This window comes from Arthrobacter woluwensis (genome assembly GCF_900105345.1).
Classification (GTDB): Bacteria; Actinomycetota; Actinomycetes; order Actinomycetales; family Micrococcaceae; genus Arthrobacter_E; species Arthrobacter_E woluwensis.
Genome location: NZ_FNSN01000003.1, coordinates 777,585 through 795,573, shown reverse-complemented (window position 1 = coordinate 795,573; position 17,989 = coordinate 777,585). Strand labels below are relative to the sequence as shown.

At 69.7% G+C, this 17,989-nt stretch carries 20 protein-coding genes; 10 read left to right on the top strand and 10 right to left on the bottom strand.

Features of this window, described 5'->3' with window-relative positions:
• Positions 1-14: 14 nt before the first annotated feature.
• Together BLV63_RS04320 and BLV63_RS04315 are read right to left on the bottom strand one after the other, a co-directional pair.
• Positions 15-599 carry a histidine phosphatase family protein gene (locus tag BLV63_RS04320; RefSeq protein ID WP_066216027.1) on the bottom strand — a complete coding sequence of 195 codons (585 nt, stop codon included), beginning with the start codon at positions 597-599 and terminating at the stop codon, positions 15-17.
• 65 nt (positions 600-664) lie between these two features.
• Positions 665-1,243, bottom strand: a complete 579-nt coding sequence (locus tag BLV63_RS04315; RefSeq protein WP_066216029.1) for a CGNR zinc finger domain-containing protein — start codon at positions 1,241-1,243, stop codon at positions 665-667.
• A 21-nt stretch (positions 1,244-1,264) separates the two neighbouring features.
• Here BLV63_RS04315 and BLV63_RS04310 point away from each other — a divergent pair, with 21 nt between their 5' ends.
• The gene (locus BLV63_RS04310) at positions 1,265-1,678 is read left to right on the top strand and encodes an SRPBCC family protein (protein WP_074784012.1); all 414 of its coding nucleotides are present in this window, start codon (positions 1,265-1,267) and stop codon (positions 1,676-1,678) included.
• Between the two features lie 12 nt (positions 1,679-1,690).
• Here the strand turns inward: BLV63_RS04310 and BLV63_RS04305 are convergent, their stop codons facing one another.
• Positions 1,691-2,425, bottom strand: a complete 735-nt coding sequence (locus BLV63_RS04305; RefSeq protein ID WP_066216034.1) for an NUDIX hydrolase — start codon at positions 2,423-2,425, stop codon at positions 1,691-1,693.
• Between the two features lie 102 nt (positions 2,426-2,527).
• Between BLV63_RS04305 and BLV63_RS04300 the strand changes: the two genes are divergently transcribed.
• From BLV63_RS04300 to BLV63_RS18065, 3 genes are all read left to right on the top strand, one after another.
• Positions 2,528-3,526: an SPFH domain-containing protein gene (locus tag BLV63_RS04300; protein WP_066216036.1), complete on the top strand. Its 999-nt coding sequence runs from the start codon at positions 2,528-2,530 to the stop codon at positions 3,524-3,526.
• A 12-nt stretch (positions 3,527-3,538) separates the two neighbouring features.
• Entirely contained in the window at positions 3,539-4,441 is a 903-nt protein-coding gene (locus BLV63_RS04295) for a diacylglycerol kinase catalytic domain-containing protein (protein WP_066216038.1), read from the top strand.
• A 104-nt stretch (positions 4,442-4,545) separates the two neighbouring features.
• Positions 4,546-5,094: a hypothetical protein gene (locus BLV63_RS18065; RefSeq protein WP_066216040.1), complete on the top strand. Its 549-nt coding sequence runs from the start codon at positions 4,546-4,548 to the stop codon at positions 5,092-5,094.
• A 79-nt stretch (positions 5,095-5,173) separates the two neighbouring features.
• On the opposite strand, the gene BLV63_RS04285 is transcribed toward BLV63_RS18065, so the two are convergent.
• On the bottom strand, positions 5,174-5,362 hold the full coding sequence (locus BLV63_RS04285) for a KOW motif-containing protein (RefSeq protein WP_066216042.1): 189 nt from the start codon (positions 5,360-5,362) through the stop codon (positions 5,174-5,176).
• 57 nt (positions 5,363-5,419) lie between these two features.
• Here BLV63_RS04285 and BLV63_RS04280 point away from each other — a divergent pair, with 57 nt between their 5' ends.
• Complete coding sequence (locus BLV63_RS04280; RefSeq protein WP_074784009.1) at positions 5,420-6,067, top strand: P-loop NTPase family protein; 648 nt, start codon at positions 5,420-5,422, stop codon at positions 6,065-6,067.
• A gap of 67 nt (positions 6,068-6,134) precedes the next feature.
• A complete protein-coding gene (locus BLV63_RS04275) occupies positions 6,135-6,617 on the top strand; it encodes a GNAT family N-acetyltransferase (RefSeq protein WP_066216043.1) in 483 nt (160 codons plus the stop codon).
• Between the two features lie 43 nt (positions 6,618-6,660).
• Here BLV63_RS04275 and BLV63_RS04270 read toward each other — a convergent pair whose 3' ends face one another.
• The 3 genes from BLV63_RS04270 to BLV63_RS04260 are packed head-to-tail and all read right to left on the bottom strand — an operon-like array spanning position 6,661 to position 9,131.
• Positions 6,661-7,269, bottom strand: coding sequence for a DnaJ family domain-containing protein (locus BLV63_RS04270; protein ID WP_066216044.1), 609 nt, complete (start codon positions 7,267-7,269; stop codon positions 6,661-6,663).
• 4 nt (positions 7,270-7,273) lie between these two features.
• The gene (locus BLV63_RS04265) at positions 7,274-7,666 is read right to left on the bottom strand and encodes an OsmC family protein (protein WP_066216047.1); all 393 of its coding nucleotides are present in this window, start codon (positions 7,664-7,666) and stop codon (positions 7,274-7,276) included.
• Positions 7,667-7,694: 28 nt separating this feature from the next.
• Positions 7,695-9,131 carry an APC family permease gene (locus BLV63_RS04260; RefSeq protein ID WP_074784005.1) on the bottom strand — a complete coding sequence of 479 codons (1,437 nt, stop codon included), beginning with the start codon at positions 9,129-9,131 and terminating at the stop codon, positions 7,695-7,697.
• A 172-nt stretch (positions 9,132-9,303) separates the two neighbouring features.
• On the opposite strand from BLV63_RS04260, the gene BLV63_RS04255 reads away from it, so the two are divergent.
• Positions 9,304-9,735 carry a MepB family protein gene (locus tag BLV63_RS04255; protein ID WP_066216049.1) on the top strand — a complete coding sequence of 144 codons (432 nt, stop codon included), beginning with the start codon at positions 9,304-9,306 and terminating at the stop codon, positions 9,733-9,735.
• 54 nt (positions 9,736-9,789) lie between these two features.
• Here BLV63_RS04255 and BLV63_RS04250 read toward each other — a convergent pair whose 3' ends face one another.
• Positions 9,790-10,191, bottom strand: coding sequence for a hypothetical protein (locus BLV63_RS04250; RefSeq protein WP_066216051.1), 402 nt, complete (start codon positions 10,189-10,191; stop codon positions 9,790-9,792).
• 364 nt (positions 10,192-10,555) lie between these two features.
• On the opposite strand from BLV63_RS04250, the gene BLV63_RS04245 reads away from it, so the two are divergent.
• From BLV63_RS04245 to BLV63_RS04235, 3 genes are all read left to right on the top strand, one after another.
• A complete protein-coding gene (locus tag BLV63_RS04245; RefSeq protein WP_139244643.1) occupies positions 10,556-11,809 on the top strand; it encodes a hypothetical protein in 1,254 nt (417 codons plus the stop codon).
• An 89-nt stretch (positions 11,810-11,898) separates the two neighbouring features.
• Positions 11,899-15,948: a hypothetical protein gene (locus BLV63_RS18615; protein ID WP_074784002.1), complete on the top strand. Its 4,050-nt coding sequence runs from the start codon at positions 11,899-11,901 to the stop codon at positions 15,946-15,948.
• 301 nt (positions 15,949-16,249) lie between these two features.
• Complete coding sequence (locus BLV63_RS04235) at positions 16,250-16,969, top strand: AAA family ATPase (RefSeq protein WP_066216421.1); 720 nt, start codon at positions 16,250-16,252, stop codon at positions 16,967-16,969.
• A 105-nt stretch (positions 16,970-17,074) separates the two neighbouring features.
• Here BLV63_RS04235 and BLV63_RS04230 read toward each other — a convergent pair whose 3' ends face one another.
• The gene (locus tag BLV63_RS04230) at positions 17,075-17,560 is read right to left on the bottom strand and encodes an SRPBCC family protein (protein WP_066216418.1); all 486 of its coding nucleotides are present in this window, start codon (positions 17,558-17,560) and stop codon (positions 17,075-17,077) included.
• A gap of 18 nt (positions 17,561-17,578) precedes the next feature.
• On the bottom strand, positions 17,579-17,950 hold the full coding sequence (locus BLV63_RS04225) for an ArsR/SmtB family transcription factor (RefSeq protein WP_066216415.1): 372 nt from the start codon (positions 17,948-17,950) through the stop codon (positions 17,579-17,581).
• Positions 17,951-17,989: the final 39 nt, after the last annotated feature.

Sequence of the window (17,989 nt, the reverse complement as noted above, 5' to 3'; positions counted from 1 at the left end):
GTCGGGGACGATCGCTAGTCCCGGATGAGCTGCGCGGCGGTCTCCACCCCGGCCACCCGCACCTCGCCCGTGGCGGTGTCCCAGACCAGGGTGTGCACGGAGCAGTTGGTGAGCGTGGAGTAGTCGTAAGCGTCCCCGACCAGCGTCCGCAGCACCATGGCCATCCAGCCGCCATGACTCACGACGGCGATCTCCTCGCCATCGAACGCCGCGGCCAATTCTTCCAGCGCGCCGAACGCCCGCGCGCGTAGCTCCTCGTCACTCTCCCGGCCCGGGATCTGCTCGCGGTCGGGGAAGAGACGCGCGACGTCGTCGCCGTGCATCCCTTCCGCCTCCCCGAAGTGGCGCTCCATGAGACGGGCGTCGGTAGCCGGCGCGGGGAGGTCCTGCGCGTCGGCGATGGCCCGGCCGGTGGCCACCGCGCGGCCCAGGGTCGAGGTCACGACGGCGGCCAGGGGCACCTCGCGTAACGCCTCGGCCACCCCTGCCGCCTGCTCGACACCCGTCCGGTTCAAGGGGATGTCGGTCTGCCCCTGAAAATGGCCCCTCACGTTCCAGTCGGTCTGGCCGTGTCGGACGAGGTGCAGGGTGCTTGCCATGGGATGCCTTCCGGAGCGGGGTGGGTCTGGTTCCAGTGTCTCAAAGACCGGCGCTCCCCTCACCATCACTCCGAGGCCCGGGCGCGATGCATCCGGACCTTCTGCCGATTGCCACAGCGCTGCATGGAGCACCAGCGGCGCGCTTGGGTGCGGCTGCCGTCGTGGAAGATCAGAGCGCAGTCTTCCGCGCCGCACCGCCGGATTCGGTCCGGCGAGCTGAAAACCGTCACCGCGTCTCGCGCGACGGCGGCCAGCAGCATCGCGGCCGTCGAGGCCGGAGCAGACTCCGCCCCGCCAGGCAACTGAGGGGCCGGGGAGAGCCCCCTCGCGAACCGGTTCACAACGTCGATGCTCAACGGATCCGCACCGACACCGTCGGCCGCGGCTCGAGCAAGTTCCCAGATCGCCGCGCGCAGCTGGAGGGCCTCCGCGAAGTCGCGTTCGGTGGCCGGCAGCCGCCCGCCACTCGCCACGCCGCCGTGTTCCCCCAGCCACCCGTCCAAGTCCCCCGGGTTGTGCAGGCGTTCCCAGGCCGCGACACCGTAGCCGAAATCGCCTGTATACCCGAAGTCGAGGGCAAGCGATCCCGCATCGAAAAACCAGCGCACTCCCTCGGCGGACATCATCCATTGACCGGCACTCATGTAACCACTATAACTGGTTACATGAACACATCACTCGGACTGACTCAAGACGCGGGCTGGCAAATGGGCATCAGAAGGACCGTTCCGGTGACGCCACACCAGGCCTGGGAATTTCTCACCGGGCCGGGACTCAGCTCGTGGCTGGGCACCCTGGACCCCGGAGCGATCCGCGCAATCGGCGGGGCTTACGTGACCGCGGAGGGTACGCGCGGAGAGCTCAGAAGCCGCGCCGAGGGATCCATGCTGCGCCTGACATGGCAGCCGGCCGGAGCTGAGACGGACTCGACGGTGCAGCTCAGGGTCATCCCGGCGAAGACGGGCAGCACGATCGCCATCCACCATGAACGGCTTTCAGGCCCGGCAGAACGCGAAGAGATGCTAGCGCATTGGGGCGCAGTGCTGAACATCCTCGAAGCGCGGATCGTCGAGAGCTGAGACCCCGCGCATTCAGGCCACCGGCCTCATGAGCGGCGGGTTCAGCACCGCGCGGTTCCCGGAGCGGGCCTCGGGCGCCAGACGGAACAGCGCGGCGGGCCGGCCTGCCTCGCCCGAGGACACCTCGCCCGTCTCCTCGAGGAATCCCGCGGCGCCCGTGGCCTTGCGGTGGAAGTTCCGCGGATCGAGGCGGACACCCCAGACCGCCTCATAGACGCCCCGCAACTGGGCGATGGTGAACTCGTCGCCGCAGAACGCCGCGCCCAGTGGCGAGTACTCCAGCTTGGCACGCGCCCGCTCCACGCCGTCGCCCAGGATCCGCGCATGGTCGAAAGCCAGGGCGCCGTCGTCGCCCAGCACCCGGTCCACCGGGACCCAGAGCGCTTCGCTCGCGTCGCCACCGCCCGCGACCACCGGGAAGTCCGGTGCGAGCACCAGGTGGGCGACCGTCAGGACGTCGCCTCGCGGATCGCGTCCGGCGGGGCCGTAACTCGCCAGCTGCTCAAGGTGCCCGGGCAGGCGTTCGACGCCGGTCTCCTCGGCGAGCTCCCGCCGCGCGGCCTCGGCGAGCGCCTCCCCCGGCAGGACGAAGCCGCCCGGCAGCGCCAGGCGGTCCTTGAACGGCTCGAGCAGGCGGCGCACGAGCAGCACGTGCAGCGCGGCGTCGCGCACGGTGAGAGCGACGATGTCCACCGTGACCGGGAAAGCGTGGAAAGCAGCGAGAGCATCGGACTTCCGGTTCGTCATGGTCCTCAGCCTAGCATTTATCGTCACCTTGACATTAATGCCGGAGACCCCCTAGAGTTCAATTATCGTCAAGTTGACGATAAAGAACGAAGGAGAGACATTATGAACACCATCAAGAGCTACCCCTGGATCAACCACTTCCTCGGCGGCCCCACCGGCTACGTGGTCCACGTCCAGGGCGGACAAGTCCGTCACCAGGGCGTGGGCCAGGCGTTCTGGTACCGCCCGGGGATCTCCGTGCTGAGCGAGATCCCCGTGGAGGACCGCGAACTGCCGACCCTCTTCCACGCCCTCACCCAGGACCACCAGGACGTCAGCGTCCAGGCGAACATCACCTACCGCTTCACCGACCCGGTGCTCGCGAGCGCCCGCCTGGATTTCGGCCTCAAGAAGAGGGACGAGGCGCCGGCCACCGGCGCCCAGCAGGTCGAGACGATCATCGGCCAGCTCTGCCAGGCGGCCGCGAACGACCATGTCGCCCGCTTCACCCTGGCCGACGCCCTGAGCAACGGGGCCGCCCCGCTGCGGGACGTCCTGTTCGGGACCCTGACCCGGGACGCCCGCCTCCAGGACACCGGGATCGCGGTGCTCGGCGTGCACGTCCTCGCCATCCGCCCCGAGGCCGAGGTGGAGCGTGCGCTGCAGACTCCGGTCCGGGAACAGCTCCAGGCCGAGGCGGACCGTGCCACCTTCGAACGGCGGGCACTCGCCGTCGAACGCGAACGTGCCATCGCCGAGAACGAACTGGCCAATCAGATCGAACTCGCAGCACGCCGCGAGAACCTGGTGGCCCAGGAGGGCGCCAACGCCCGCCGTGAGGCGGAGGAGCGTGCGGCGGCCGCCGGCATCGAGGCGCAGGCCGCGGCCGAGCGCGGCGCCATCGCGGCGGAGGCCGAAGCTGGCAGGATCAAGCTGGTGGGTGAAGCCGAGGCGGCTCGTGAGAAGGCGGCCATGGACACCTACCGCGATCTCGACCAGGGCATCCTGCTGGCACTGGCCCTGAAGGAGGCCGCGGCGAACCTGCCCGGCATCCAGAACCTGACCATCACGCCGGACATGCTCGGAACCGCACTGACCGCACTGACCGCGGCGAAGAAGTAGAGAGGACTGATCATGGCCAATCCCCGGATGGTCCTGGTCCACCGCCGGACCGAGCTGGACGAACTCCTGGACCGGCACGGGACCCGCGGCCAGGTGGAGTTCTTCCTCAAGGTCCGCGACCGCGACCTGGCGGAGGTGCAGGCGGCGCACGACACCCTCACCGAGGCCCGCGCCGCGCTCCGCCAGGCGGTTCCCGCCGGCTGGCGGACGGGCGAAGTGGAACGCGCGGACCTCAGCCGCTTCCTCATGGCGCCCGACGACGTCGTGGTGGTCGTCGGGCAGGACGGCCTGGTGGCGAACACGGCGAAGTACCTCGCGGGCCAGCCCGTGATCGGCGTCAACGCGGAGCCCCGCCGCAACCCGGGAGTGCTCGTCCGCCACAGCCCGCGGCGGGCAGCGGCGCTGCTGGCCCAGGCGTCTGCCGGAACGCCGGGCGCCTGGGGTCTGCCGCAGGAGCGGCTCTCGATGGTGACCGCTCGCACGGACGACGGTCAGGAGCTCTCCGCCCTCAACGAGGTGTTCCTGGGACACGCCTCGCATCAGTCCGCGCGTTACGAACTGCGCACCCCGGACGGCCGACGGGAACGGCAGTCCTCTTCCGGGCTCATCGTCTCCACGGGAACCGGATCCACGGGCTGGTGCGCGTCGATCGCCGGCGAGCGGGGAGGACGGGCTCTGCCCGCGCCGACCGATCCGCAGCTCGCGTGGTTCGTCCGCGAGGCCTGGCCGTCCCCGGCGACCGGGGCGACGCTGACCGAGGGGCTGCTCCAGCCCGGCGAGGCCCTCAGTGTCACGGTGTCCTCAGAGCAGCTCGTGGTGTTCGGCGACGGCATGGAGGACGACCGGCTGACCCTGACGTGGGGCCAGGAGGTCCTGGTGGGACTGGCCCCCGCCCCGTTGAACCTGGTGGCGTGAACGCGGCGGCGTGTTGAGTCCGGGCGTCGGGCGTCCCCGCTTTCCCCGACGATCGTGATGGGATCGTCACCGTCGCATGACACGCTGTCACCCAGAATGAGGTCATGAGCACACGCAGCGATCCTGCCACGCGCCTCTGGCGCCTGTTCAACGTCGGGCTCCTCTGCCTCGGGCTCCTGTTCCTGGCGGGCGTCTTCGGGATGATGGCTCTCCACGGCCACCTGTTCCCGCCGTCCACCCGGTGCTCGCCCCCGCCCTTTCACCTCAGCGCCCCGACGGCTCACCCCGGGGACACCGTCACCGTGGAGGCGCCCGACGCCGAATGCCATCCGCGCTACGGCGCGAACGCCCAGGCGGAGGTCCAGCTGATGGACCGGACGTCCGCGAGCGTCGTCCGGCTGCTCATTCCGATGACCGACGACGGCGGCTTCCGCACCACCCTGAACGTGCCCGGGAATCTACCGCCCGGCGACTACACCGTCGCCGCCACCCCGTACGGCATCGACACCTGCTTCGACACTCCGCGCCACGCGGGATCGACCCAGGGCCACGACGGTATGGCTGACGCCGCGTTCTACGGCGACGCAAGCGTCGGCGCTCCCCTCGCCAGCTGCGCCTTGCCGCAGCGACCTCTGGCCGTCGTCGCGCGCTGAACGCAGACAGGTCCGCCTGAGCAGGACGGACTCACCGCCCCGTCGCCCACGGGCGGGAACACGGGAAGCCGGGCCGCGGTCAGCCGGTGATCCGGACGTTTTTCGCGAGGGTCTTGAACCGGACGCCGTCGGATTGAAGAACGGTGAGGGTGACCGCGCCGGTCTTGCTCGTATTGACGTCCTGCACGATCCCGGACTTGCCGGCATGGGTGCCCGCGATGACGTCACAGTGCTGACCGTTCTGCGCGGACGCGGGTTCCTGGCTCATGCGGCCATGATACCGACCCGATCGGACCCGCACGGCGGTCGTGAGTAGGCTGGGGCCATGAGCCGAGCATCCGTGGATTCCCCCCTGCCCCGAAGGATCCTGATCTACGGCGTGGCCGGGACCGGGAAGTCGACGGCGGCGGCCCGGCTGAGCCGGATCGCGGGGATCCCGTGGCACTCGGTCGACGATGAGATCGGCTGGCTCCCCGCGTCCGAGGCGCCGTGGACCAACCGCACCGATGAGGACATGAAGGCCATCGCGGAGGACATCGTCGCACGCGATGAGTGGATCCTGGACAGCGCGTACCGCCAGTTCCGGGACGCTGCACTGGCCCGGGTCGAGCTGGTGATCGGGCTGGACTATTCCCGGGTGTTCTCGTTCGGCCGTCTGGTGCGGCGGACGTTCCTGCGGGTCAAGGACCGCACGCCGGCATGCAGCGGGAACACCGAGACCCTGGGGAGGGTGCTCTCCACCGATTCCATCCTCCTGTGGCATTTCCGAAGCTTCCCGGGCAAGCGGGAACGGATCCGGGCCTGGGCCGACGACCCCTCCGCCCCGCCCGTCCTGGTGTTCCGCAAGGCCGCCGAGCTGGACCGCTGGCTGAAGGCCCAGGCGGCGCTCGCCTCCCCTCGTCCCGAGACACACGACGGCGACCGGACGGTGGCGTCCGACAGCGCCCAGGCCCCGTCCCACGACGGCAGATAAAACACCTCCGACACCGTCAGGAAACACGCCGGAAATCGTCGCCTGCGATGGTGAAGGGGTGGAAATCATGATCGAACGTGTCCGGCTCACCACCCCCGCGCTGGAAGACTTCCTGACCACCCATCAGGCCGAGCTGTCGCAGACCGCCCCCGCGGAGAGCTGCCATGCCCTGGATGTCGACGCGCTCCTGCACCCTTCCGTCCGCCTGTTCGCCGCATACCTCGGGCGGGAACTGATCAGCACGGGCGCCCTCAAGATGATCGACGGCGCCCACGAGGAGCTCAAGTCCATGCGGACCCACCCGGACTACCGGGGCCGCGGTGTGGCTCGCCGCATGCTGGACTTCCTCCTCGAGGATGCCTGGCGCCGGGGCGTCACCCGGATCTCGCTGGAGACCGGGAGCATGGCCTTCTTCGAACCCGCCCGAGCCCTGTATCGGCAGGCGGGTTTCCGGGAATGCCGTCCCTTCGCGGACTACGCCGAGGATCCGAACAGCGTCTTCATGAGCCGCGAACTCGCCGGTCAGGCGGTCCTCGCGGTTCCTGCCTGACCAGAGCCACGCCGGCGGTGTGATCGCCGGGCGGTTCAGCGGGCTACGTTTCGCCGCGCCAGAGCCGGCGCCACCAGCCGTGGCCGCGTTCCGGCGTCGTCGGCTCTTCGGCAGGCACGACGACGGCGGCGCGGCGCGAGCGCCAGCGTTCCACTTCCTCTTCGACGTCCCGGGTCGGCGTCACGACCGGCGGCCCGCCCTGCAGTTGCCGGCGGGCGTTGATGACGCGCCGGTTGAATTCCTCGAGCGCTTCCCGGACCTGACGTTCGCCGGGCAGCCCGTCGAGGGTGGAGTCGAGGTCCCGGTCCACGGTTCTCAGGAGGATCGCCTCCGGCGCCAGACCGCTCAGGTTCTCGCGCTGGATGAGGCCCTTGAGCCACCAATCGGGATCGTAGCCGCGGTCCAGGCCGGGGATCGGTTTGCCCGCGTACTGCAGGTTCTCGAACTTGCCCTGGGCCATCGCTTCGCGGACCAGGTAGTCGGCGCGCGCCGCAGTGTTCACCCGTGAGCGCTTCTCCCTCAGGGCTTCCTGTTCGGCCTCGTGAGCGCGTTCCTCCTCGGTCAGCGGTGCGCCGTCCGCGCCGGCGCGCAGCACCGCGGCCCGTTCCAGACGGGCCTCGAGCGAATTCCTGCGGGAACCACCGGTGGCCATGCTTCTACGGTACTTCCTGCAGCAGCTCGACCGTCACCTCGGGTTCGGAGGCCAGGGTGGCGTGGATGGTGCAGTGCTTGCTGGCGCGCAGCAGGGCCTGCCGCTGGGAATCGGTCAGCCCCTCCGGAAGGCCGAGCCGGACCGCGATCGAGCCCATGCGCCGCGGCTTGTTCGCCATGTCCCCGTCCACCTGGACGGTCAGCGGAGCGGAGAGTTCGATGCCATTGCGCTGCGCGTAGTCGGACACGACGGAGAGGATGCAGGATCCGAGGGAGCCGAGGAGGAGCTCGGTCGGCATGAACGTCCCGATCCCCACCTCCACCGAGTTCTCGCCGGACCGGACGGTGAAGTTCTGCGCCGCGGTCTGCTGGGCGGTGATGCTGTAGTGATCTGCCATGGGAGCCTCCTGAGATGGGATCGGATGTCTAGTCGTGTGCCTGGTCGTGTGCCTTGTCGTGGGCCCGACCGGCGGCCGGCGCTGGAGTGTCCGGACCGTCCGTCAACGGGGTGTCCGTTCCCCGCCGCCGCAGGTGCTGGATCACGGCCACCGCGATGCCGAGGACCAGCCAGACGGCGCCCACCGTCAGGGCGCTGATGTTCGCGAAGGCGATCACCAGCAGGAAGAACACGATCCCGACCACCGGCACCACCAGGTGCACCAGCCGGTTCCGGCTCTTGCGTTTGACCAGGAAATACCCGATCACGGAGGCATGAAGCAGGATGAAGGCGCTCATGGCCCCGATGGAGACCGTGGACGACAGCAGGTCCAGCCCGTCGGGCTCGGCGGCCGCCCACACCGCCAGGATCAGAGTGACCGCGGTGACGAGCACCGTGGCCAGCGCCGGGGCCGAGCCGCTCCGGGTCACCGTGCCGAACACGGCAGGGAAGCGGCGTTCGCGCGACATCGTCATGACCACCCGGCTTCCTGCGGCCAGGCCCATCATGCCGGCGAAGCTCGCGCCCAGCGCCTTGGCGATGCCCAGGAGGGTCGCGAGCCACGGCGCCACCTGCGAACGGATCGTGTCGTAGAAGGCGGTGCCCTGGGCTTCAGGATCGGCGGCCAGCTGAGCCGGGGACGGGACCGTGATGAGCTCCACGATGTAGCTCTGGAAGAGGAAGAGGACGCCCGCGATCACGAGGCACGCCAGCATGGCCTTGCCGACCATGCGGCTGGTGCCCTTGGCCTCCTCGGCGAAAGTGGCGATCGCGTCGAACCCCAGGAAAGCCATGGCCGCGATCGAGACCGCGCCCAGGACGGCCGCCAGGGAGAATCCGTCCACTCCGGCGATCGGTGACAGCGGGGCCTGGTGGATCCCGGATCCGGCGATGGCGGCCAGCGCTGCGACGAGGACGATCGCCAGCACGGCCACCTCGGCGATCACCACGGCCATCGCCGCGCGGGCGAGGCTCTTGCCGCCGGCGAGGTTCAGACCGGTGGTGAGGACGACCGCGAGGGCCGTGAAGACCCACGCGGGGATGGCGGGGAGGAACGAGTGCATGGCCAGCCCGGTGAAGAGGAAGGCCACGCTGGGGATGAGGAGGTAATCCAGCAGGACCATCCACCCGGCCACGAACCCCGCCCCTCGGCCGATGCCCGTCGTGGCATAGGAGTACACCGACCCGGCGGCCGGGACCACCCGCGACATCTGAGAGTAGGAGATGGCCGTCAGCGCCATGATCAGCGTGGCCACCACGTAGACGGTGACCACCGCACCACCGCTCTTCGCGTAGATGGGGCCGAAGATGCCCACCGGCGCGGCCGGACCGATGAAGACCAGGCCATTGCCGATCAGCTGCTTGAGACCGAGCGAGCGGCGCAGGCCTCCCTCCGGCACTGCGGTGGCTGTGTGCGTTTCTGACATCTGTACGCTCCTGAAGACCTGCCCGAAGGCTCGTGGTGGAACGCCCTCCTCCCCAGGACGGACCGTCTTTCAATTCTGCGCGCCCTCCCGAGGCCCGCATAGGGGTAAGGGCCGTATGTGGACAAGGTATTCCCGGATGAGAAGCCCCGCCGTCGTGCGGTAGCGTGGCCGGATGCTGTTCAGTGCGTTGGAGGATTATGCCGCCCACCTCGGTGAATCGTTCGAGGTGACTCCCGAGGAGCAGAACAGCGACTACGGATCCGGGCTCGCCCGCCTCCAGGGTGGCTCGTGGCATGTCAGGACCGCACGGATCACGCCCACCAAGCCGGGCGCGTTCCTGGCCTTCTGGCGCCGCGACGACGACGGCGCCACGGTCCCGTTCGGCCGCGAGGACGTGGGCGCAGGGTTGCTCGTGTTCCTGGAGGAGGAAGGACGCCGCGGCGTCTTCCGGTTCACGGACGCACACCTCGAGGATCTCGGCATCACCGCCGGGGCCCGTCCGGGCAAACGCGGTTTCCGGGTGTACCCGTCGTGGTGCGAAGGACTCAACCCGCAGGCCGCGAAGTCCCAGCGCGCACAGGCGTCCGCATTCCAGGAGTACTGACGTTCACGAACGGATGAGCTCCGGGAGCACTGAGTCCCGGCTCGCCGCATGCGGTCACTTCCCGGCCTTCCGCCGCATCATGCCGGGAAGAAACAGGACGTCCGTGAGCAGAGCCGTCGCACACAGCGTCAGGAACGGGATGGCCGTCATGTTGAGGAAGAAGACGGAGCTTCCGATCAGCCCATCCGGGACAGCCTCGTAGACCGGCTTCACGTTGGCGAGCAGCAGGACCCCGAGCGCCACGATGGCCGCGCGGATCACCACCCGGACCCACGCTCGTCCCACGCTCTGGATCCTCGGGGTGATCCAGAGTCCGAGGAGGGCCCCGGCGATGATCGCCAGAAGGAAAGGAGGGAAGTCCGTCGCCTTCTCCACCGCCAGCCAGGGCGTCGCCATGAAATAGCACAGCAGTGCCATCAACGGGAGGACGTGGTGCTTGAAGGCCCGGGAAATCACGGCTCAACGCTAGCAAGAAGGCAGGTCGCGCAACTCCTCGCAGATGCGACGGAAAAGTCTTGTCCGCGCACGACGGACAGACCTTGGGGCGCAAGATCCACAACCCAGCTCCATCGTCGCGGACCGCCTGCCGGATTCATGAACCCATTGCTTCACAAATCCACCAGACTCGGGATACGCCGGATCAATCGAAACCGAGCTCTCACCTCGAAGAACTCTCACCATGCGGAATTCTGCAAAGTTCATCCTCCATGATCTGAAATTGTCTTGACATTCTTGTCATGCATTTGTGTAAATGGCAGTAGTCGAGTGGCGTGGAAACCATCCCTGAGTTCCACACCTGGTGTGACCGAGGGGAGGGAACATGCCGTCCAGGAAAGGCTCGCAGTCGCGGGCTCTCCGCCTGTTGCGCTATGCGGCTCTGGCTGCAGGCACCGGCGCCGGATGGCTCCTCCTGTCCGCGGCGCCCGCCTCCGCCGCCGCCGATGACGGACCCTCCCAGGGCCTTCTCGGCTCCGTGACCAGCTCGGTCAGCTCGACGGTGGGCGGCCTCTCCCACGATCTCGTCACGGCGACGCGACCTTTCGCTCATGCAGCCCCCGCCCGGCAGGCGCCCCCCGCGTACACCGCCCCGGCTCCGCAGACTCCTCGGACCTCACCCGCGCCGGCAGCCCTTCCGGCCACCCTCGGCTCGACCGTCTCCGGACTGAGCGGCACCGTCACCCGGACTCTCAACACCACCACGGGCAGCGTCGCCTCCACCACCTCGACCGTCACGTCGACCGTCCGGTCCGTGACCGCCGTCGTGCCTCAGGTGCAGAAGGCCGCAGCCGACACCATCGCTTCCACCACCAAGACGGTGACCTCCGAGGTCACATCCGTCACCGGTGTGGTGAACCGGACCGTGACGTCCACCGTCGCGGCACTCGCGCCCACCGTCGGCGCCGTGACCGGCGTCGTCGACAAGACCGTGGCCTCCGCCGGTGACGCCGTGAGCGGGACCGTCAAGGAGCTCCCGGTCGCACAGATCACCGCACCGATCGCGTCGGTGACCACCGGCGTCGACCGGGCCGTGAAGCACACCACCGGACAGGTCGGTGGCATCATCGGTTCGGTGACCGGACCTGGCGGACTCGTCCCCTCGCTTCCCGGAGCTGTTCTCCCGGTTCCCGGCGTCACCCCCACGGTTCCCGTGACGACCCCGGCGGTGCCTGGGACCCCGGCTCTGCCGGCCCCCGCCCGCACCGTCCCGGCCGCCGGCCAGGCGGCTGCGACGGTCGGCTCCGTGGCGACCACGACGGCAGCGGTCGGCACCCTCCGGTGGACCCCGGCGGATGCGGTCCTGGCCGACGTCGCGCAGGCCGCGCGAAGCGTCCAGACCGCTGCGGCGCCCGCCAAGGCGGAAGGCCCGAAGCACCCCTCACCCGCTCCTGAACCGCTCAATGTCACCAGCGGCCTGAGCTCCTCTACTTTGTCGCAGGCGGGCGGCGGCGCCGTCGCCGCACTGCCTGCGGACGGTTTCGTTCTTCTCCCCCACCAGGCCGGCGATGCCGGTGCCCGCACCGCGGGCACCCCGCCCGCCTCCGCGGCTTTCAGCCCCGGCTCCACTCCTGACTGATCACGGGAAGCGTCTGCGCCAGACCGGCAGACACCTCATCCGAGCGCTTCGCGGCGCTTCCCGCATCATCATCATTCAGGAGAAATACAGTGAACAGGCATGCACGCCGGGTACTTCTCGGCACCTTCTTCGCCTGCGGCTTGTACGGCATAGGCCAGACCGCAGCAACAGCAGCCCCCTCCAACGACACCACCCCTCCGGCGGCCGATCCTCAGGTGGCCACCGCCAAACCGTCCCTCTTCGGAGCGGTCTCCGGCCTCACCCGCCAGGTGACCGGCACCGCCACGGCGACCGTCAACCAGACTGTCGGAGCCCTCACCGGCGCGACGTCGACGGCGGCCAAGGCACCTGCCCCGGCGCCCGCGACCGATGTGGTCCGGAAGGTCGCCGCGAAGGCGATCCCGGTCGCGCCGGCTGCCAGCGTCCCGGCGCCGCACGTCCAGGCGCCTGAGGCGATCACCCCACAGAACGTCGTGAAGCGGGTGGCCCCGGCCAGCCGTCCGATCGCTCAGGTCATCACCCCGGCGCCGGGCAACGGCCGCCACGTGGCGGAGCCGACGACGGCGAACGGTCAGGCGAACGCCTCGGCCGGGAACGCCACCGCCGGAGCACAGACATCGACCCGGGTCCACGCCCCGAGCGCTCACACGCCGACCACCCACGTGCCGTCCACGCACGCGCCGTCGACGCACGTGCCGAGCGGCACCGGTCAGGGGTCCGGGAGCACGGCTCCTTGCGGCTGCCCTGACGGCACGCACTCCACCACCGGGAAGCTGCTCGGCGGGGTCGTCGACCCCGTGGCGACTCCCGTGGAGAACGTGCTTGGCGGGCTCATCGGCAAGGTCCCCGGACATGGAAACGGCAAGCCGCCGGTGGACGTGCCGGGTCTCCCGGTTCCGCCGCTCGACGGCTCCGGTGAACTGCCGGGCCTGCCGGGTCTGCCGATTCCGGGCGGGACCGGTCCGCTTCCGGGTGGTCCGGGTTTTCCCGGTATCCCTGGTCTTCCGGGACTTCCTGGCCTGCCTGGTGGTAGCCCCGGAACCCCGGGTACTCCGGGCACTGGTGGGGTCATCCCCGGCGGGAACAACGGCACCCCCAAGGGTGTGGAGATCCCCGTCCCCGGCATCGGATCCGTCCGCGCCGGAACCACCCCCAACGGCGGAGTCAGCGTCGGCAAGAACCTCAACGTCGCCGGCGTCAAAGACCTCTGGGACCTCACCGTAGGACCCAACGGAGCCTCCACCACCGACCGCATCGGCACCGACACCACCAACGTCTTCGTCGACGCAGCCGCCCCCCTCAAAGACGGCAAACCCCACCTGAACATCGAACTCCCCGGACTCACCGGCGGAACCCCCGGAACCCCGGGAACCCCCGGCACCCCGGGAACCCCCGGCGGAACCATCCCCGGCCTGCCAAGCATCCCGGGTCTTCCGGGTCTTCCTGGCCTGCCTGGTGGTAACCCCGGAACCCCGGGCACTCCCGGCACTGGTGGGGTCATTCCCGGCGGGAACAACGGCACCCCCAAGGGTGTCGAGATCCCCGTCCCCGGCATCGGATCCGTCCGCGCCGGAACCACCCCCAACGGCGGAGTCAGCGTCGGCAAGAACCTCAACGTCGCCGGCGTCAAAGACCTCTGGGACCTCACCGTAGGACCCAACGGAGCCTCCACCACCGACCGCATCGGCACCGACACCACCAACGTCTTCGTCGACGCAGCCGCCCCCCTCAAGAACGGCAAACCCCACCTGAACATCGAACTCCCCGGACTCACCGGCGGAACCCCCGGAACCCCGGGAACCCCCGGAACCCCGGGAACCCCCGGCACCCCGGGAACCCCCGGCGGAACCATCCCCGGCCTGCCCGGCCTTCCGGGCCTCCCGGGCGGCAACCCGGGCACCCCGGGAACCCCCGGCGGAACCATCCCCGGCCTGCCCGGCCTTCCGGGCCTCCCGGGCGGCAACCCGGGTACCCCGGGAACGAACCCGGGCGGTCTGCTGGGGAGCCTGCCGAACGTCATCGGCGGACTCATCCCCGGCGGCACCGGCACGATCCCGGGTCTGCCTGGCCTGCCGGGTGGTAACCCCGGAACCCCCGGAACCCCGGGAACCCCCGGTACTGGTGGGGTGATCCCGGGCGGGAACAACGGCACCCCCAAGGGTGTGGAGATCCCCGTCCCCGGCATCGGATCCGTCCGCGCCGGAACCACCCCCAACGGCGGAGTCAGCGTCGGCAAGAACCTCAACGTCGCCGGCGTCAAAGACCTCTGGGACCTCACCGTAGGACCCAACGGAGCCTCCACCACCGACCGCATCGGCACCGACACCACCAACGTCTTCGTCGACGCAGCCGCCCCCCTCAAAGACGGCAAACCCCACCTGAACATCGAACTCCCCGGACTCACCGGCGGAACCCCCGGAACCCCGGGAACCCCCGGCACCCCGGGAACCCCCGGCGGAACCATCCCCGGCCTGCCAAGCATCCCGGGTCTTCCGGGTCTTCCTGGCCTGCCTGGTGGTAACCCCGGAACCCCGGGCACTCCCGGCACTGGTGGGGTCATCCCCGGCGGGAACAACGGCACCCCCAAGGGTGTCGAGATCCCCGTCCCCGGCATCGGATCCGTCCGCGCCGGAACCACCCCCAACGGCGGAGTCAGCGTCGGCAAGAACCTCAACGTCGCCGGCGTCAAAGACCTCTGGGACCTCACCGTAGGACCCAACGGAGCCTCCACCACCGACCGCATCGGCACCGACACCACCAACGTCTTCGTCGACGCAGCCGCCCCCCTCAAGAACGGCAAACCCCACCTGAACATCGAACTCCCCGGACTCACCGGCGGAACCCCCGGAACCCCGGGAACCCCCGGCACCCCGGGAACCCCCGGCACCCCGGGAACCCCCGGCGGAACCATCCCCGGCCTGCCTGGTCTCCCGGGCCTGCCCGGTGGAGTCATCCCCGGTCTTCCGGGTGGCAACCCCGGCACTCCGGGAACCCCCGGCGGGAACCCGGGTGACATCCTCGGCAGCCTGCCCGATCTGATCGGCGGGCTCATCCCCGGCGGCACCGGAACCATCCCGAGCCTGCCGTCCGTCCCCGGAGTTCCCGGAACCGACCCGGCAGACCTCCCCGGCGGTCTGTTCCACCAGATCCCCAATGTGGTGACGGTCATTCCTGAAGCACTCCTGGACGGCGTGCTCGGAAACAATGGAGGTAACTCACCCAGCGGGCTGCTCGACAACGTCACGGAAGTTCTTGACGGCGTGACAGCGGGCCTCCCGGGCGGTAACGGCACCGGCACCCTCCCGGGCCTGCCCGGTGGTAACGGCACCGGCACCCTCCCGGGCCTGCCCGGTGGTAACGGCACCGGCACCATCCCCGGCCTGCCCACCCTCCCGGGCCTCCCGGGCGGTAACGGCACCGGCACCCTGCCCGGCCTGCCCACCCTCCCGGGCCTCCCGGGCCTCCCGGGCGGTAACGGCACCGGCACCACCCCCGGCCTGCCCACCCTCCCGGGCCTCCCGGGCCTCCCGGGCCTCCCGGGCGGTAACGGCACCGGCACCACCCCCGGCCTGCCCACCCTCCCGGGCCTCCCGGGCGGTAACGGCACCGGCACCATCCCCGGCCTGCCCACCCTCCCGGGCCTCCCGGGCGGTAACGGCACCGGCACCCTCCCGGGCCTCCCGGGCGGTAACGGCACCGGCACCACCCCCGGCCTGCCCACCCTCCCGGGCCTCCCGGGCGGTAACGGCACCGGCACCACCCCCGGCCTGCCCACCGTCCCGGGCCTCCCGGGTGGCAACGGCGGAACCGGCACCACGCCCGGTGGCTCGAACCCCGGCACCCCCGGGTCGGGCACGGGTACCGGCACCGGGTCGAACTCCGGCAGCGGAACCGTTCCGGTCTCCGTTCCCGGCGTCTTCGTCCCCGGCTCCACTCCGGGTGGCGGAGCGGGTTCCTGGGTCGACCCGGCATCAGCCGGCTTCGATCCCTACTCTCTGGCGGGAGCGCCGGCCAACGTGACCGGTGACTCCTCCCAGGAACTGGCCCGCACGGGCGCCATCCCCGCAGAGGCCACCCTGGTGGTGGGCCTGCTGATGATGGTCGGAGGATTCCTCCTCATGCCGAGGCGTCGCGGCTGACCTCGGAGCATCCGGTTCCTGAACCGGACCGGCCTGGCGGGCGGTGACCACCGTCCACCAGGCCGGTCTCCCCCGGTCCTCCCGGACCGGACGACGCACGGAAAACCCCCTCATCCCCTCACACTCCCCAACTCCGCACCCCTGAGGCACCCGCAACCGTCCGGGAACGGCCCCCACCGTTCCCGGACGGTTGTCCCTGTCCCGAAGGCGGCCTTCCGTCGTCGTCGAGCATCAAGCAATGGCCCACGCGAGCTAAATAAGCTCGACGCATCCTGTCAGACCCCTCGGCTAGCCTGCTGTCATGCAATGGGCCGAGTATCCGATCCGGCGCGTGGAGCCGGATGACCGCAGACCTGCTCCCCGCGACGAATGGCCTGCCACCTTGCCGCCGGTCGCGCAGCTGCTCGACGAAGGGCTGGACCTCGGCCCGGCCACGGTGTTCGTCGGGGACAACGGCACCGGAAAGTCCACCTTGGTGGAGGCCATCGCCCTCGCCTTCGGATTCTCTCCGGAAGGCGGTTCGACCGGCGCGATGCACTCGACGCGCGTGTCCGAGTCACCCCTCCACGAGCACCTCCGCCTCGTCCGCAATGCCGGTGCCTCCCGGCGCGGATACTTCCTGCGGGCGGAAGCAATGCACGGCTTCTTCACGTACCTCGAACGGAATCCCGGGACAGGGCCGGAGGCCGTCTTCCACGAGCTGTCCCACGGCGAGTCCTTCCTGGAACTGGCGGTGGAACGCTTCCGGGGCGCAGGGCTCTGGATCCTCGACGAACCCGAATCCGCCCTCTCTCTTTCAGGCTGCCTGGCACTCATGGGCATCCTCAAAGACCTGCTCGACCGCGGCGATTCCCAGGTGATCCTCTCGACCCACTCCCCGCTCCTCGCCGCCCTCCCAGGAGCCACCATCTATGAGGTCGGCGCCTGGGGCCTCCGCGCCGAACCCTGGGACGACCTCGACCTCGTCAAGAACTGGCGCAACTTCCTGAACGAACCCGAGCGCTACCTCCGCCACCTCTGATCACCCACCGCTCCACAGGGCAGAAAAACGACGACGGCGCGGCCGCCGCCCTGCCCGGGCACCTGGCCGCACACCGCCGTCGTCGCGCGTGCGTCTGCGGGAGCTTTACTCCGCGAGGATTGCGTCAATCTGTCCCAGCGCCTCCTTCATGCCTTCCTCCATGCCCATCTCCACGAGCTCCTGGAGCTGTTCGACGGTGTCGTTGTGGGATTCGATGGTCATCCGGGTGCGCCCGCCGAGATCCTCAAGCGTGATCCGCATGGTGCCGGAGGGCGTGTTCGGGTCCGGGTCGCCGTTCGTGTCGGCGAAGCCGTCCTCGATCTCCAGACCGGTGGGACGGGAGATCGAGAGGAACTTCCACCAACCGTGGGCCTTCTCCCCCTCCGGGCCGGTCATGTGATACCTGGCCTGGCCGCCGGGAGCGAACTCGAATGCGGTGAACGTGGCGGGCCAGGTCGGCGGGCCCCACCAGCGCTCGAGCTGACGCGGGTTCTCCCAGAGCTGCCAGACGCGGTCCACGCCGGCGTCGAACTCATTGACGATGGTGAGGGTCAGGGCCTCGTAATCCTTGACCGAACTGATGACTGTCATGTCGTTGCCTTCCTGTGCCTACCGGGTGTCCTGCGAGGTGGAGTCATGCGGTGTTTCGGCGAGGATCCGGTCCATCCGGAGGGAGCGTTCGCGCCAGATCTCCTCATAGCGGTCCAGCACCCTGCGGGCCAGGGCCAGCCGTTCGTGATCGGCACTCACCATCTGCTCCCTCCCCCGCTTGTCCTTGCGGACCAGACCGGCACGTTCCAGGACGGCGACGTGCTTCTGAACCGCGGCGAAACTCATGGCATAGAGGGCGGCGAGCCCGGACACGGAGCGTTCCGCCAGGGACACCTGCGTGAGAATGTCGCGTCGGGTGGCGTCGGCGAGCGCCTGGAAGAGTCGATCGAGCTCTTCCGGCTCGGGGGTTCGGAGCTGTTCTACAACCATTTGGTTGTACGTTATCGCTCGGGGACAGCCGCGTCAAGG

What these genes read in the sequence shown, in the direction of transcription:
- BLV63_RS04320 (WP_066216027.1), bottom strand. Translation starts at nt 599, where the DNA reads ATGGCAAGCACCCTGCACCTCGTCCGACACGGCCAGACCGACTGGAAC.
- BLV63_RS04315 (WP_066216029.1), bottom strand. Translation starts at nt 1,243, where the DNA reads ATGAGTGCCGGTCAATGGATGATGTCCGCCGAGGGAGTGCGCTGGTTT.
- BLV63_RS04310 (WP_074784012.1), top strand. Translation starts at nt 1,265, where the DNA reads ATGAACACATCACTCGGACTGACTCAAGACGCGGGCTGGCAAATGGGC.
- BLV63_RS04305 (WP_066216034.1), bottom strand. Translation starts at nt 2,425, where the DNA reads ATGACGAACCGGAAGTCCGATGCTCTCGCTGCTTTCCACGCTTTCCCG.
- BLV63_RS04300 (WP_066216036.1), top strand. Translation starts at nt 2,528, where the DNA reads ATGAACACCATCAAGAGCTACCCCTGGATCAACCACTTCCTCGGCGGC.
- BLV63_RS04295 (WP_066216038.1), top strand. Translation starts at nt 3,539, where the DNA reads ATGGCCAATCCCCGGATGGTCCTGGTCCACCGCCGGACCGAGCTGGAC.
- BLV63_RS18065 (WP_066216040.1), top strand. Translation starts at nt 4,546, where the DNA reads ATGAGCACACGCAGCGATCCTGCCACGCGCCTCTGGCGCCTGTTCAAC.
- BLV63_RS04285 (WP_066216042.1), bottom strand. Translation starts at nt 5,362, where the DNA reads ATGAGCCAGGAACCCGCGTCCGCGCAGAACGGTCAGCACTGTGACGTC.
- BLV63_RS04280 (WP_074784009.1), top strand. Translation starts at nt 5,420, where the DNA reads ATGAGCCGAGCATCCGTGGATTCCCCCCTGCCCCGAAGGATCCTGATC.
- BLV63_RS04275 (WP_066216043.1), top strand. Translation starts at nt 6,135, where the DNA reads ATGATCGAACGTGTCCGGCTCACCACCCCCGCGCTGGAAGACTTCCTG.
- BLV63_RS04270 (WP_066216044.1), bottom strand. Translation starts at nt 7,269, where the DNA reads ATGGCCACCGGTGGTTCCCGCAGGAATTCGCTCGAGGCCCGTCTGGAA.
- BLV63_RS04265 (WP_066216047.1), bottom strand. Translation starts at nt 7,666, where the DNA reads ATGGCAGATCACTACAGCATCACCGCCCAGCAGACCGCGGCGCAGAAC.
- BLV63_RS04260 (WP_074784005.1), bottom strand. Translation starts at nt 9,131, where the DNA reads ATGTCAGAAACGCACACAGCCACCGCAGTGCCGGAGGGAGGCCTGCGC.
- BLV63_RS04255 (WP_066216049.1), top strand. Translation starts at nt 9,304, where the DNA reads ATGCTGTTCAGTGCGTTGGAGGATTATGCCGCCCACCTCGGTGAATCG.
- BLV63_RS04245 (WP_139244643.1), top strand. Translation starts at nt 10,556, where the DNA reads ATGCCGTCCAGGAAAGGCTCGCAGTCGCGGGCTCTCCGCCTGTTGCGC.
- BLV63_RS04235 (WP_066216421.1), top strand. Translation starts at nt 16,250, where the DNA reads ATGCAATGGGCCGAGTATCCGATCCGGCGCGTGGAGCCGGATGACCGC.
- BLV63_RS04230 (WP_066216418.1), bottom strand. Translation starts at nt 17,560, where the DNA reads ATGACAGTCATCAGTTCGGTCAAGGATTACGAGGCCCTGACCCTCACC.
- BLV63_RS04225 (WP_066216415.1), bottom strand. Translation starts at nt 17,950, where the DNA reads ATGGTTGTAGAACAGCTCCGAACCCCCGAGCCGGAAGAGCTCGATCGA.